Consider the following 13,133-nt stretch of genomic DNA (forward strand, 5'->3'; position numbering starts at 1 on the left):
TGTCTGAAATATTGAAATATCATGTTTCAGACGGTCTTACGAAAGAATGTGATGGATAAATTCGTTATCGCCATGATTGCCTTGGCTGTCATCTTATTGATTTTGATGGGCGGCGGTTTTGTGGCGACCGAATATTTGAAGAAACATCCGGATACATTCCAAGTGCAGCCGAAAAAGTGAATTGATTGAGTATTAAGGCCGTCTGAAAAAATAGTATTTTCAGACGGCCTTGGTTTTATCTTTGGTAGAATGCCGTTATCCAAACAATTATGCTGAATGGCTTAATCAAGGCCGTCTGAAATGCAACCATGAAATCCCTTATTCTTTGGCTCAGCCTATTTGCCGCTGTGTTCGCCTTTTTCCAATACCAGCAATCGCCCAAAATCGCACCGGAGCAATTGATGCAGGCGAGTGCGCCGCAGGATCGTGCGGCAGTAGCAGGTTTGGACGGCTTGGGCTATTTGAACTTTTTGCGTGAAACGGCCGGTTTGCAGCCCTTGATGCATTCGGTGATATTGGAACAATCCGCCCGTAATCATGCGCTGTATCTGACTGAAAATCCCGACGATGGTCATGATGAACACAACCGCGCCAGCCGTTATTTTACCGGCAATAGGCCGTCTGAACGGGCAAGGCGTGTGGGTTACATTTATGATGGTGTGCATGAGAATGTCAGTACCAGCAGTCGTTTTCAAGATGCGGATAGGGCGGTTGAATTTGCTGTGCATCAGCAGCTTGACGGCTTGATGAGGGCAATTTACCACCGCTTTTCTTTGTTGGAGCAAAGCATTAATGAAGCCGGTGTGGCCTATGAAAGTGGCCGCAATCATACTGCTTTGGTGGTGAATCAAGGGCATAAAGGGTTCAACCGATTGTGTGGCTTAGGCCGTCTGAAAGCCGAGCCAAACCGCCATTACTACAAACAATCGTGTCACAACGGCGCGGTGGTGTATGCCGATGAAGTGCAAAACCGCCGCGAGCTTTTGTACACGGTTTACCCGATGGGTCATTTTGCCATGCCCGATTTTCAAGGCGAGCGGCCAGATCCGATGTCGGGGCATGAGTTTACCGGTAATCCGGTGAGCATTGCTTTTTCCGAGCAAGCCGGGGGCGTGGAAATGCGCTCGTTTAAATTGTATCAAGGCGAGCAGGAAATCACCCATAAACGCGTGTTAACCCAACACAACGACCCGAACCGGCAATTTAGCGCGCGGCAATTTGCGCTGTTTCCCGTTCGGCCTTTGGAATACGACACGCTGTATCGGGCGGTGTTTGAGTTTGAGCGCAAGGGTAAACCGGAGCGCGCTGAATGGACATTCCGCACCAAAAAGCCGGATTATCCGTATTTTATTGTCGAAGGCGGTGAAAAACTCTCGCTGCAGTCGGACGAGAAATATTTTATCCATTGGCGCAATCGTTGGTGCTTAAAAACTTGCCCGTAATTGGTCTATCAGCAGCGCGGTGGAGCAAAATTGGAAGTATTGGAGCGGCAAATCGGCGGTGTGTTGGTGCGTGTCACGGGTGTAGCAGGCGGCGATGTGCGGTTGATGTTTGAAGGTGAGAAGGAAAAAGCGTTGATGCTTTATCTTGCTTCCTAAATATAGTAGGCCGTCTGAAAGTCATTCAGACGGCCTAAACAATTGTTGCGAAGCCGTTTAAGGATTATCGAAATTTAACCGGAAAGCTGTTAAAATACCGTTTTCATCCCATCGGCTGCCATGATGACCAATCCGAAAATTCAAGCCAACACGCGTTATGCGTTTGTGTGTATTGCGTTGATGATGTTGACTTTTTTGGTGTTTGTCGTGTTAATGGTTGCGCCTTTGGGTTTGAGCATGAATCATCAAATTATGGCCATGCGCGTTTCTTTGTATGCGCTGGTGCTGTTTGCTGTTTTGGGCGGCATTTTTTCCATCAGAGTGGCTATACTGCGCAAAAACAGTACGAAAGTAATCAAATGAGCGAACACCAAACCCCCGAAGAAATCCGCCTGCAAAACGGCCGCGTCGCCCTGACTTTGGTTTACAATGGCGAACACAAAAGCCTGCCGGCCGAATTTTTGCGCGTGTATTCACCCAGCGCTGAAGTGCGCGGCCATGCGCCGGGGCAGGAAGTTTTACAAACAGGCAAAGCCGATGTCACCATTATGGGCTTGGAGCCGGTCGGCCAGTATGCGCTGAAAATCACTTTTTCAGACGGCCACGACAGTGGTTTGTATGATTGGCCGTATTTACACAAATTGGCCTACCAATATGATGAAATGTGGGCCGATTACTTGCGCCGCATTGAATTGGCCGGTGCATCACGCATTCCGACAGCTGAAGATTTGGCGGCGCAAGCCAAAGCCGGTCATTCTTGTGGCGGCGGCAGCTGCGGTTGCAGCCATTAAGCAGAGACACAACCTATTCCATTGAAGAAAGCAGATTATGAGCGACCACAAAACCCACTTCGGTTTTTCAACCGTCGATGAAGATGAAAAAGCCGGCAAAGTTGCCGAAGTGTTCCACTCGGTAGCGAAAAACTACGACATCATGAATGACGTGATGTCGGGCGGTTTGCACCGTGTGTGGAAGCATTTCACCATCAATACCGCGCGTTTGAAAAAAGGCGATAAAGTGTTGGACATCGCCGGTGGTACAGGCGACTTGTCGCGCGGCTGGGCAAAACGCGTGGGCAAAGAAGGCGAAGTGTGGCTGACCGACATCAATTCATCAATGCTCACCGTTGGTCGCGACCGTTTGCTCAACGAAGGTTTGATTTTGCCGGTATCGCTGGCCGATGCGGAAAAATTGCCGTTTCCGGATAACTATTTCAACTTAGTTTCGGTGGCGTTTGGTTTGCGCAACATGACACACAAAGATGCCGCATTGAAAGAAATGTACCGTGTATTGAAACCGGGCGGCACACTGCTGGTATTGGAATTTTCTAAGGTTTACAAGCCATTATCCGGCGCATACGATTTATATTCGTTTAAATTGCTGCCGGTGATGGGCAAGCTAATTGCCAAAGATGCTGACAGCTACCAATACTTAGCCGAATCCATCCGCATGCACCCTGATCAAGAAACGCTGAAGCAAATGATGCTGGAAGCTGGTTTCGATAGCGTGGATTACCACAACATGAGCGCGGGTATTGTAGCCTTGCATAAAGGTGTGAAGTTTTGATTTTAGGTTGGTGTGAACCAATCAAGAAAGGCCGTCTGAAGTTCAGACGGCCTTTCTTTATCTTACTTATTCTTTCGGCTCAACCGTAAAGAATAATTGTTCTACCGCTAAAGCATTGCCATCGGCATCGGTTAATGCCGCATCGGCAGCGGAAAATTTAATCACGGCTAAGCTTAAGCTGCCGTTGTCGGTGAAGGCGGTATTGATGATTTGGCCGGCTTCTTCGCCACCGACTTGCACCGCAATGCCCGCCGCTTCTAATGAGTTGCCGCTCAATACGGCCAAACCGCGTTTCACTTGGCCGCGGTATTGGGCGCGGGCAATGATTTCCTGACCCGGGTAGCAGCCTTTACGGAAATGAACGCCGCCAATGATGTGTTGGTTGAGCATTTGCGCCACAGAGGTTTCTTTGGTGGCAGCAGAAATCCAAGCGTAGCCACTGCGGATTTCGTGCAGATTCCAAGCATTTTCTGCGGCTGCGTCGTGTGGTGGTAATTGTTCTGCCAAACCGACTTTCAGACGGCCTGTGTGCGGCAGGTGAATGTGCCAAACATCGTTTTGGTTTTCAGCGGCAAAAGTCAAGCTCGGTTCATCGGCAATCACGGCTTTGGCATCGTCGGCCAATTCTCCGGCCACGGTAAAATCGGCCAAGGGCTCAAATACCACTTTGGCGCGAAGCACATACATGCGCAATTTTTTGATAATCGGTTCAATCAAATCTTGCGCCATCACCAGCAGCAAATCATCGCCGCGGTTGAGCACGATCATATTGGCCAATACGCGGCCTTTGGCTGTGTTGTACGTGGCGTAACAGGCTTGGTCGGTGGCTAGGTTTTGAATGTCGTTTGACAATTGATTGTGTAAAAAATCGGCTCGGTCGTCACCGCTGACACGGATAACGCAGAAGAAAGGCAGGCGGGTTTGCATGGTGGGGATTCCTTGGTAACAGTCAGAAATAAGGTTTGCAATGGCGATGATATGGGGTCGTTATCATCAAAATAAAGACCAAATCTCTTAGGCCGTCTGAATATCTGCCGATGTTTTCAGACGGCCTGAAATTATTATTTCGCCTGAACTGCTGAAACCTTGATTTCGACTTTCCATTCCGGCTTGGCCAGTTTGGCTTCTACGCAGGCGCGGGCAGGGGAATGTTTGGGATCGACCCATGCATCCCAAGCTTCGTTTATCGCGGCGTAGTCGGCCATATCGGTCAGATAAATGGTGGCTTCGACAATATGCTGTTTGCTGGAGCCGCATTGTTGTAACCATGATTCAATTTGCGCCAACACATCGGCGGTTTGCGTTTTCGCATCGGCTTGTTCGGTGTTTTCAGGCACCATGCCGGATAGGAACACGAAGCCATTGGCTACGGTGGCTTCGGATAGGCGGGCGTGTTGGCCGAAATATTCAATGCTCATGTCGGAACTCCTGATTTTAAAAGTGATGTATGGTATAGTAAACAAAGTTTCACCAAAGGCCGGCACAAGGCTGGCACTTCTTAAAATTTAAGCCACTATAATATCAACATCCGCAAAATTCAAATTTCAGGGGCAAAAATGAACGACATTATTCCCACCCAAACACCAGCCAACGACAACCGCCGAACTTATATGATGGTGATTTACGGCCTGTATGCGTTGACTATTTTCACCGCATTTTCATGCATCATCGGCGTGATTCTGGCCTATGTAAAACGCGACGACATGCGCGGCACGGTTTACGAGAATCACATCAGCTACCTAATTAAAACATTTTGGGTATGCGTGATTTGCTATATTATCGGCGCGGCAACGATGTTTATTGGCATCGGTTTGGTGTTCTTATTTATCGTGAGCTTGTGGTTTATTTACCGCGTGGTTGCCGGCTTTGTGAAACTGTATGACGGCAAGCCGGTCTCACCTGACGGCTGGTTATAAATCTACATTTCACCCGCTTATTTTTCAGACGGCCTTTATTTGAATAAAGGCCGTCTGAAGTTTGTTTTAGCCCTTTGAATGAGAAAGAAAATATGCATTATCTTGTTGCCAGTATTGTGTGCAGCGTGTTGGTGTCGGTGTTGCTGAAGGTTGCGCGCAAACAGAAAATCAAAATCGAGCAAGCAGTGGCGGTGAATTATATTGTGGCGATTACGCTGACGATGATGGTGTTGAAGCCGGATTTGAGCAATCCGGCAGGCTTTTTGCCGACGTGGTGGCTGTTTGCTGCGTTGGGCGTGTTGCTGCCGAGTGTGTTTGTGATTATGGGTAAAGCAGTAGAAAGTGTCGGCATCGTCAAATCGGATGCGGCGCAGCGGCTGTCGCTATTTTTGCCGATTGTTGCGTCGTTTGCTATTTTCGGTGAACAATTAACCGAAGGCCGTCTGATTGGTATTGCGTTGGCATTTGTGGCGCTGTTTTGTTTGCTGTGGAAAGCAGACGGCAGCAAGAAATCGGGCAGCATCACCACGCAAATCGGTTTGCTGATGGGCGTTTGGGCGGGCTACGGTGTGATCGATATTTTGTTCAAGCAAGTGGCCAAAAGCGGCACGGCGTTTGCCGGTAATTTATTGGTGGCGTTTTGCTTGGCGGCGATTTTGATGTTTGCTTATCTGTTTTCCAAAGGCACCAAATGGACTAAAGAAGGCATCATCGGTGGTGTCTTGCTCGGCGGCTTGAACTTTTTAAACATCGTCACCTACATCAGCGCGCACCAAGCCATGAGCGATAACCCGACGTTGGTTTTCGCGGGCATGAACATGGGCGTGATTGTGTTGGGCACTTTAGTCGGTGCGTGGATATTCAAAGAAAAAATCAGTAGCATCAACGCCGCCGGCATCAGCGTAGCTTTGGTGGCGATTGCATGTTTGTTTTATTGGGAACAGATTCGCGGGTTTGTCGGTATGTAAGTTGAGAGTAATTTAATCTTTAAAGGCCGTCTGAAATTTCAGACGGCCTTTATATTATGTAAGGAATTTGTTTATTTATGTTTATTCATGTATGATTGAAAACATTGATGTTGACGATAGCCGGTGCTTTCGCCCGGCTTTTTGCGTTTGTTTTTAAAGCATAAATAAAAGCCGCTTGATTACGCGAAGCGGCAAAACGTTTTCACAAATTAATCAATAATGGAGTGTGTATGTCTGGCATGTTTTTCATTCAGTTTGCCATTGTGCTGCTGTGTATTTTAATCGGCGCAAGGCTGGGCGGTATTGGCTTGGGTGTGATGGGCGGTATCGGTTTGGCGGTGTTGGCATTTGGTTTCGGCATGGAGCCGACCAGCCCGCCGATTGATGTGATGCTGATGATTATGGCGGTGGTGTCGGCGGCGGCGGCGATGCAGGCCAGTGGTGGTTTGGATTACATGATTAAAATCGCCACGCGCGTGCTGCATAAAAATCCGAAATACATCACGTTTATCGCGCCGATGGTGACGTGGACGTTTACCGTATTGGCAGGCACCGGCCATGTGGCTTATTCGGTGTTGCCGGTGATTGCCGAAGTAAGCCGCCGCAACGGCATCCGACCATCGCGCCCGTTGACCATGGCGGTGATTGCGTCGCAGTTTGCCATTGTGGCCAGCCCGATTGCGGCGGCTGTGGTGGCAACGGTGACTTATTTGGAGCCGCAAAACATCACCATGACCGACGTGTTAAAAGTCACCATGCCGGCAACTCTGTTGGGCATCGGCTTGGCCTGCGTGTTTGTTAATAAATTGGGTAAAGATTTAAAAGACGATCCGCATTATCAAGCTTTGTTGCAAGACCCGAATTATGTGAACGCGCATGCGGTAGATGAATCTGAGCGTGAGACGTTCAACGTCAGCCCGCAGGCAAAATTATCGGTGGGCATTTTCTTATTGGCAGCAGTGTTGGTGGTGATAATGGGCGCGTTGCCAGAATTGCGTCCGGTATTCGGCGAAGAAGCCAAACCAATGGGCATGGCGCACACCATTGAGATTGTGATGCTGGCGGCAGCGGCGTTTATTATTTTGTTGTGCAAACCGAATGGCGACGACATCACACGCGGTTCGGTATTCCATGCCGGTATGCGCGCGGTAATTGCCGTATTCGGGGTGGCGTGGTTGGGTGATACGCTGATGCATGGCCATTTGGCGGAAGTGAAAGAAGCGGTATCGCACTTGGTTGAAGCCGCGCCGTGGACATTTGCTTTTGCTTTGTTTGTGTTGTCGGTATTGGTCAACAGCCAAGGCGCAACGGTAGCGACCTTGTTTCCGATTGCGATTTCTTTGGGCATCCCAACCGAAATCATTTTAGGCACTTTCGTGGCGGTAAACGGCTATTTCTTTATCCCGAATTACGGCCCGATTATTGCTGCCATCGATTTTGACAGCACGGGCACAACCAAAATCGGCAAGTTTATTTTCAACCACAGCTTTATGATACCGGGCTTGTTGAGCATGGCGTTTTCTTTGGGCTTTGGTTTGTTGTTTGCCAAAATGTTTCTGTGATTAAATATAAACAAAAGGCCCTTACATTCGCCTAACAAGTGCAATTTCCAATAACAGAAAAGGCCAGTATGCGGTAGTATACTGCCTTTCCTGACAAGAAAGATTGCAATATGGCCTACACACAACTGACCTCACACCAAAGATACTACATTTCCAGACATTACCGCAACCTACCCCTAAACCAAATCGCACAGAACATCGGTTGTCATCCCGCCACCGTCAGTCGGGAAATCAGACGGCATTCCGTCAACGGAACCTACTGTTACCGAAAAACACAACAGCAAAGCGAAGTTAAAAAGAAAAACAAAAAGCCAACCAAACTGACTACTGCCGTCAAACAGACTGTTAACAAACTGATTACCCAAAAATACAGCCCCGAACAAGTCTGCGGCTACCTGCTGAAACATCAACACATCAAACTGCACCACAGCACCCTTTACCGCTATCTCGCCAAAGACCGTCAAAACGGCGGCGACCTGTACACCCATCTGCGTATCGTTTCCAAACCCTACCGCAGAAAATACGGCAGCGGTGCATGGACAAAAGGCAGCGTACCGGACAGAACCGACATTGAACACAGACCTGCCATTGTTGATCAAAAAGAGCGGGTCGGCGATTTCGAGATGGACACTATTGTCGGTAAAGACCAAAAAAGCGGACTGGTGGTTGCTGTTGAAAGAAAAACCAAATTTGTCGTTATCCGCAAAATCAGCAATTTCAAAGCAGAAGATGTAGCCCGGGTAGTGATTCGGGCATTGAAGCCGTTTAAAGATATCATTCAAACGATTACTTTGGATAACGGTAAAGAGTTTTACCGGCATAAAACCTTTGCCAAAGCCCTGGGTGCGGAAACTTACTTCTGCCGTCCATACCATTCTTGGGAAAAAGGCTTGGTGGAAAATACCAACGGGCTGATCAGACAATACTTCCCCAAAGGGACGGATTTTAGGAAACTGGGTGCTAAAAAGATTAAAGCGGTTGAGGAGGCCCTTAACCGCCGACCGAGAAAGACATTGGACTATGAGACACCGGGTGATCTGTTTTCAGCAGCCCTTGCCAATGGCATTTGAGCGTTGCACTTGAAATGCGAATGTAAGGCCGTCTGAAATTTCAGACGGCCTTTTAGATTTGTGAATCAGTTGCAATATTTGCTGATGTCGGCATCGTAGCGTTGCTTCAATGCTTCACGATTATTGGCGCGGGCAGATTCGGCGTAATCACGATTGAGACGGGCAGCTTTGCAGTTGTCGTCTTTCATCGATTGGTTGTCTTCAGCGATTTTTTGATTTTGCGCTTCGATCTGCTTATTGGCTTCGGTGATTCGCTGGTTGAGCTGATTTTGCTGCTCGGCAATCGAGCCTTCGCTTGGTGCTGGGGCAGCTGCTTTAACCGGCTGGTAAACAGTGTGTGTGCGCACATTCATGGTGTTGCTACGCGCAGGTTGCAGACGATGCGGCACATCGGAATAAGTGGTGGTGCCGTTGGTATTGCGCCATGTGTACACGCTGTTGGCTGAAGTGGTGGCGGCAGTGAAGGATAAGCAAAGGGTTAGCAGGGTGTATGTTAGAGTCGTTTTCATAGGGTTTTTCGAGTAAAAGGGTATTTTGTGTTGTTTTCGATATTTTACTTGGTTTTTAAGCGGAATGTCATAAAAATCAGCGAAAATTTAGTAGGGAATAAGCTTCTTGCGCAGCAAATAGATTAAATTGTAAAAAATTAGTGCAAATAAGCAAGTGATTCTGTTAAGTCGATTCTTTACATGTTATAATGCCGTGCATCTTGCACAAACTGAAAGCCTGAGCATCATGCGTATCGTAGAAAAAGCCTATACTTTTGACGACGTTTTATTGGTTCCTGCACACTCAACCGTGCTGCCGCGCGACGTCAAACTTCAAACCAAACTCACCCGCGAAATCACGCTCAATATTCCTTTACTTTCCGCTGCGATGGATACTGTAACCGAAGCCAAGCTGGCCATTTCAATGGCGCAGGAAGGCGGTATCGGTATTATCCATAAAAACATGACGCCGGAGCTGCAAGCGCGTGCGGTATCGAAAGTGAAGCGCCATGAAAGCGGCATCGTGAAAGATCCGATTACTGTGGCGCCGGATGTGTTGATTGGCGATTTGCTGAAACAACGTGCCGAACGCAAACGCAAAATGTCGGGCTTGCCAGTGGTGGAAAACGGCAAAGTGATCGGCATTGTGACTAACCGCGATTTGCGTTTTGAAGAGCGTTTAGATTTGCCGGTATCGGCCATTATGACCCCGCGCGATCGTTTAGTGACCGTAGTCGAAGGCACCAGCATTGAAGAAGCGCGCGAATTAATGCATCAGCATAAAGTTGAGCGTGTTTTGGTGTTGAACGGGCAAGACGAACTTAAAGGCTTGATTACGGTTAAAGATATTCTGAAAAACACCGAATTCCCAAATGCCAACAAAGATTCCGAAGGCCGTCTGCGTGTCGGTGCGGCGGTAGGCACCGGCGGCGACACCGAAGCGCGTGTCAAAGCCTTGGTAGAAGCCGGTGTCGACGTAATTGTGGTTGATACTGCCCACGGCCACAGCCAAGGTGTGATTGAACGTGTGCGCTGGGTGAAACAAAACTATCCGCAAGTACAGGTAATTGGTGGCAATATTGCCACTGCCCAAGCGGCGTTGGATTTGGTGGCGGCCGGTGCGGATGCAGTGAAAGTGGGTATCGGCCCGGGTTCGATTTGTACGACCCGTATCGTGGCCGGTGTCGGTGTACCGCAACTGACTGCCGTACACAATGTTTCCGAAGCCTTGAAAGGCACAGGCGTACCATTGATTGCTGATGGCGGTATCCGCTTCTCAGGCGATATTTCTAAAGCATTGGCCGCAGGTGCCTACAGCGTGATGCTGGGCGGTATGTTTGCCGGTACCGAAGAAGCGCCGGGCGAAATCGAACTCTATCAAGGTCGCTCATACAAATCTTACCGCGGCATGGGTTCACTGGGCGCGATGAGCCAAGGTTCTGCCGACCGCTATTTCCAAGACAAAACCGACAGCACCGACAAATACGTGCCGGAAGGCATTGAAGGTCGTGTGCCGTACAAAGGCCCGATTATCAACATCATTCATCAATTGATGGGCGGTTTGCGCTCGAGCATGGGTTATTTGGGTTGCGCAAGTATTAATGAGATGCACGAGAAAGCCGAATTTGTGGAAATCACTTCCGCCGGTATGAACGAATCACACGTTCACGATGTGCAAATCACCAAAGAAGCGCCGAATTATCACCGTTAATTTGTTAATCTGAATCAAGGCCGTTTGAAAAGTTTTCTGTATAATGCTTTTCGGACGGCCTTTTGCTTAATATCTGCCTTCTCGGCTATCAGGCCGTCTGAAAAACTGTTAAACTATACCAGTTTGATTGAGTCGGTTTGATAAATGAATAAACCGATGTATAAAGATTAATGAAAAGCTGCTGTTCATTGTTCAGACGGCCTTTATGCTGCCGTCTGAATACATTTGCAGCTTTTCAAAAGCTGATTTTTCCCTTCCCTTTATTTGGAGAATGCTCATGAGCGTAATCGTTGATATTTTTGCCCGCGAAATCTTGGACTCACGCGGTAATCCTACCGTTGAGTGTGATGTGTTGTTGGAATCAGGCGTAATGGGGCGAGCTGCCGTGCCAAGTGGCGCGTCAACCGGCCAAAAAGAAGCGCTGGAATTGCGTGACGGCGATAAAAGCCGTTATTTGGGCAAAGGTGTGTTGACTGCGGTTGAGCATGTCAATAACGAAATCGCCCAAGCTTTGATTGGTGTGGATGCCAACGAGCAGTCTTACATCGATCAAATCATGCTGGAATTAGATGGTACTGACAACAAAGGCCGTTTGGGTGCAAATGCAACTTTGGCCGTGTCTATGGCAGTTGCCCGCGCTGCAGCTGAAGATTCAGGCTTGCCGCTGTACCGCTACTTGGGCGGTGCCGGTCCGATGGCTCTGCCAGTACCGATGATGAATGTCATCAACGGCGGCGAACATGCCAACAACAGCTTGAATATTCAAGAATTTATGATTATGCCGGTTGGCGCAAAATCATTCCGCGAAGCTTTGCGTTGCGGTGCGGAAATTTTCCACGCGCTGAAAAAATTGTGCGACAGCAAAGGCTTCCCGACTACCGTAGGTGACGAAGGCGGTTTTGCCCCTAACCTGAACAGTCACGAAGAAGCGCTGCAATTGATGGTAGAAGCCACCGAAGCCGCAGGTTACAAAGCCGGTGAAGATGTATTGTTTGCCTTGGATTGCGCATCAAGCGAATTCTACAAAGACGGCCAATACCACTTGGAAGCCGAAGGCCAAGCCTACAGCAGCGAAGAATTTGCCAACTACTTGGCTGATTTAGTAGCCAAATACCCAATCATCTCTATCGAAGACGGTATGGATGAAAACGACTGGGATGGTTGGAAACTGCTCACCGACAAATTGGGCGGCAAAGTACAATTGGTCGGCGACGATTTGTTCGTGACCAATCCGAAAATCTTGGCCGAAGGCATTGAAAAAGGCGTGGCCAACGCATTGTTGGTGAAAGTAAACCAAATCGGTACCTTGAGCGAAACCTTGCAAGCCGTTGATTTGGCCAAACGCAACCGTTACGCCAGCGTAATGAGCCACCGCTCAGGTGAAACCGAAGACAGTACCATTGCCGACTTGGCCGTGGCGACCAACTGCATGCAGATCAAAACCGGTTCATTAAGCCGCTCTGACCGTATGGCGAAATACAACCAATTGCTGCGCATTGAAGAAGAATTGGCTGAAGCTGCTTACTATCCGGGCAAAGCCGCCTTCTACCAATTGGGTAAATAAAAGAGGAAGTATGCTACATGAAGTGGGTGACCATTGTTTTATCCGTTGCACTGGTGTGTTTTCAGTATAGCCTTTGGTTTGGTAAAGGTAGTTGGGGACATTCGGATGAGTTGAAGGAACAACTAACATTGCAAGAGGAAAAAAATCAAACACTCACTTTGCGTAATAATTTCTTAGCTGCGGAAGTGGATGATTTGGCCAATGGTCAAGAAGCTATTTCCGAAATTGCCCGAGTAGAGCTGGGCTATGTGCAGGACGGTGAAACCTATTACCGTTTTATTGAACGTAATCATTAATGTTTAAGCTTTAGATAATAGTTGAATCATCTGAAGTTATAGATATTGTTAATACTATTAAGCTGGCCGTTATTTAGAATAACGGCCAGCTTTCTTATTTCGATAAATAACAAATAATATATTAATATTGTAATTATGTAATGCAAAAGCAATTAATATTTCAATAAATATTAATATAAGTAAATTTTGTAATTTAGGGTTAAATTCGTTAAAAAACTGAATATGTGACGATTATTATTTGATTTTTTTAATAAAAAATATTTGAACGTTAGTATAGGGTAAAAAATATTTTGAATGATGTTTCATTTTGATGGGGTGAAACATTATTCGATCGAAATAAAATCCGCTTCTTATTTTGTTCGATCGTTATAATTCAGCTCGGTTAGTTATACAG

The 13,133-nt window shown here is 47.7% G+C and carries 14 protein-coding genes and 1 pseudogene; 12 read left to right on the forward strand and 3 right to left on the reverse strand.

Going from position 1 to position 13,133, the window contains the following annotated elements:
• Window positions 1-51: 51 nt before the first annotated feature.
• The 5 genes and pseudogenes from ACM67B_RS04955 (at window position 52) to ubiE (ending at window position 3,164) form a co-directional block, all read left to right on the forward strand.
• The gene (locus tag ACM67B_RS04955) at window positions 52-180 is read left to right on the forward strand and encodes a hypothetical protein (protein WP_416190404.1); all 129 of its coding nucleotides are present in this window, start codon (window positions 52-54) and stop codon (window positions 178-180) included.
• A 128-nt stretch (window positions 181-308) separates the two neighbouring features.
• A pseudogene (locus ACM67B_RS04960) lies at window positions 309-1,598 on the forward strand (CAP domain-containing protein).
• A gap of 120 nt (window positions 1,599-1,718) precedes the next feature.
• On the forward strand, window positions 1,719-1,961 hold the full coding sequence (locus tag ACM67B_RS04965; protein ID WP_416190405.1) for a cytochrome b6: 243 nt from the start codon (window positions 1,719-1,721) through the stop codon (window positions 1,959-1,961).
• Complete coding sequence (locus ACM67B_RS04970) at window positions 1,958-2,389, forward strand: gamma-butyrobetaine hydroxylase-like domain-containing protein (RefSeq protein ID WP_416190406.1); 432 nt, start codon at window positions 1,958-1,960, stop codon at window positions 2,387-2,389. Before ACM67B_RS04965 ends, ACM67B_RS04970 begins: the two co-directional genes overlap by 4 nt.
• A gap of 37 nt (window positions 2,390-2,426) precedes the next feature.
• The gene (gene ubiE / locus ACM67B_RS04975) at window positions 2,427-3,164 is read left to right on the forward strand and encodes a bifunctional demethylmenaquinone methyltransferase/2-methoxy-6-polyprenyl-1,4-benzoquinol methylase UbiE (RefSeq protein WP_095502595.1); all 738 of its coding nucleotides are present in this window, start codon (window positions 2,427-2,429) and stop codon (window positions 3,162-3,164) included.
• Between the two features lie 66 nt (window positions 3,165-3,230).
• On the opposite strand, the gene ACM67B_RS04980 is transcribed toward ubiE, so the two are convergent.
• Complete coding sequence (locus tag ACM67B_RS04980) at window positions 3,231-4,091, reverse strand: YgfZ/GcvT domain-containing protein (protein WP_416190407.1); 861 nt, start codon at window positions 4,089-4,091, stop codon at window positions 3,231-3,233.
• Between the two features lie 134 nt (window positions 4,092-4,225).
• Window positions 4,226-4,582, reverse strand: coding sequence for a RidA family protein (locus ACM67B_RS04985; RefSeq protein WP_416190408.1), 357 nt, complete (start codon window positions 4,580-4,582; stop codon window positions 4,226-4,228).
• Between the two features lie 138 nt (window positions 4,583-4,720).
• Here ACM67B_RS04985 and ACM67B_RS04990 point away from each other — a divergent pair, with 138 nt between their 5' ends.
• The 4 genes from ACM67B_RS04990 to ACM67B_RS05005 all read left to right on the forward strand — a co-directional run bounded on the left by ACM67B_RS04990 (window position 4,721) and on the right by ACM67B_RS05005 (window position 8,680).
• Window positions 4,721-5,080, forward strand: coding sequence for a DUF4870 family protein (locus ACM67B_RS04990; RefSeq protein WP_416190409.1), 360 nt, complete (start codon window positions 4,721-4,723; stop codon window positions 5,078-5,080).
• A gap of 92 nt (window positions 5,081-5,172) precedes the next feature.
• Entirely contained in the window at window positions 5,173-6,048 is an 876-nt protein-coding gene (locus tag ACM67B_RS04995) for an EamA/RhaT family transporter (protein WP_416190410.1), read from the forward strand.
• A 239-nt stretch (window positions 6,049-6,287) separates the two neighbouring features.
• Entirely contained in the window at window positions 6,288-7,610 is a 1,323-nt protein-coding gene (locus ACM67B_RS05000; protein ID WP_198511392.1) for an anaerobic C4-dicarboxylate transporter, read from the forward strand.
• Window positions 7,611-7,720: 110 nt separating this feature from the next.
• The gene (locus ACM67B_RS05005; RefSeq protein ID WP_416190234.1) at window positions 7,721-8,680 is read left to right on the forward strand and encodes an IS30 family transposase; all 960 of its coding nucleotides are present in this window, start codon (window positions 7,721-7,723) and stop codon (window positions 8,678-8,680) included.
• Window positions 8,681-8,745: 65 nt separating this feature from the next.
• On the opposite strand, the gene ACM67B_RS05010 is transcribed toward ACM67B_RS05005, so the two are convergent.
• The gene (locus tag ACM67B_RS05010) at window positions 8,746-9,189 is read right to left on the reverse strand and encodes a DUF4124 domain-containing protein (RefSeq protein WP_416190411.1); all 444 of its coding nucleotides are present in this window, start codon (window positions 9,187-9,189) and stop codon (window positions 8,746-8,748) included.
• Window positions 9,190-9,415: 226 nt separating this feature from the next.
• Between ACM67B_RS05010 and guaB the strand changes: the two genes are divergently transcribed.
• The 3 genes from guaB (at window position 9,416) to ftsB (ending at window position 12,739) form a co-directional block, all read left to right on the forward strand.
• Complete coding sequence (gene guaB, locus ACM67B_RS05015; protein WP_416190412.1) at window positions 9,416-10,879, forward strand: IMP dehydrogenase; 1,464 nt, start codon at window positions 9,416-9,418, stop codon at window positions 10,877-10,879.
• Between the two features lie 277 nt (window positions 10,880-11,156).
• Window positions 11,157-12,443 carry a phosphopyruvate hydratase gene (gene eno, locus ACM67B_RS05020; RefSeq protein WP_416190413.1) on the forward strand — a complete coding sequence of 429 codons (1,287 nt, stop codon included), beginning with the start codon at window positions 11,157-11,159 and terminating at the stop codon, window positions 12,441-12,443.
• A gap of 17 nt (window positions 12,444-12,460) precedes the next feature.
• The gene (gene ftsB, locus ACM67B_RS05025) at window positions 12,461-12,739 is read left to right on the forward strand and encodes a cell division protein FtsB (RefSeq protein ID WP_416190414.1); all 279 of its coding nucleotides are present in this window, start codon (window positions 12,461-12,463) and stop codon (window positions 12,737-12,739) included.
• Window positions 12,740-13,133 lie beyond the last annotated feature (394 nt).

The organism is Neisseria sp. CCUG17229 (assembly GCF_047839235.1).
GTDB classification, from domain to species: domain Bacteria; phylum Pseudomonadota; class Gammaproteobacteria; order Burkholderiales; family Neisseriaceae; genus Neisseria; species Neisseria brasiliensis.

Excerpts from the sequence above, each read along its gene's own strand:
- ACM67B_RS04955 (WP_416190404.1), top strand. The coding sequence starts at position 52 with ATGGATAAATTCGTTATCGCCATGATTGCCTTGGCTGTCATCTTATTG.
- ACM67B_RS04965 (WP_416190405.1), top strand. The coding sequence starts at position 1,719 with ATGATGACCAATCCGAAAATTCAAGCCAACACGCGTTATGCGTTTGTG.
- ACM67B_RS04970 (WP_416190406.1), top strand. The coding sequence starts at position 1,958 with ATGAGCGAACACCAAACCCCCGAAGAAATCCGCCTGCAAAACGGCCGC.
- ubiE (WP_095502595.1), top strand. The coding sequence starts at position 2,427 with ATGAGCGACCACAAAACCCACTTCGGTTTTTCAACCGTCGATGAAGAT.
- ACM67B_RS04980 (WP_416190407.1), bottom strand. The coding sequence starts at position 4,091 with ATGCAAACCCGCCTGCCTTTCTTCTGCGTTATCCGTGTCAGCGGTGAC.
- ACM67B_RS04985 (WP_416190408.1), bottom strand. The coding sequence starts at position 4,582 with ATGAGCATTGAATATTTCGGCCAACACGCCCGCCTATCCGAAGCCACC.
- ACM67B_RS04990 (WP_416190409.1), top strand. The coding sequence starts at position 4,721 with ATGAACGACATTATTCCCACCCAAACACCAGCCAACGACAACCGCCGA.
- ACM67B_RS04995 (WP_416190410.1), top strand. The coding sequence starts at position 5,173 with ATGCATTATCTTGTTGCCAGTATTGTGTGCAGCGTGTTGGTGTCGGTG.
- ACM67B_RS05000 (WP_198511392.1), top strand. The coding sequence starts at position 6,288 with ATGTTTTTCATTCAGTTTGCCATTGTGCTGCTGTGTATTTTAATCGGC.
- ACM67B_RS05005 (WP_416190234.1), top strand. The coding sequence starts at position 7,721 with ATGGCCTACACACAACTGACCTCACACCAAAGATACTACATTTCCAGA.
- ACM67B_RS05010 (WP_416190411.1), bottom strand. The coding sequence starts at position 9,189 with ATGAAAACGACTCTAACATACACCCTGCTAACCCTTTGCTTATCCTTC.
- guaB (WP_416190412.1), top strand. The coding sequence starts at position 9,416 with ATGCGTATCGTAGAAAAAGCCTATACTTTTGACGACGTTTTATTGGTT.
- eno (WP_416190413.1), top strand. The coding sequence starts at position 11,157 with ATGAGCGTAATCGTTGATATTTTTGCCCGCGAAATCTTGGACTCACGC.
- ftsB (WP_416190414.1), top strand. The coding sequence starts at position 12,461 with ATGAAGTGGGTGACCATTGTTTTATCCGTTGCACTGGTGTGTTTTCAG.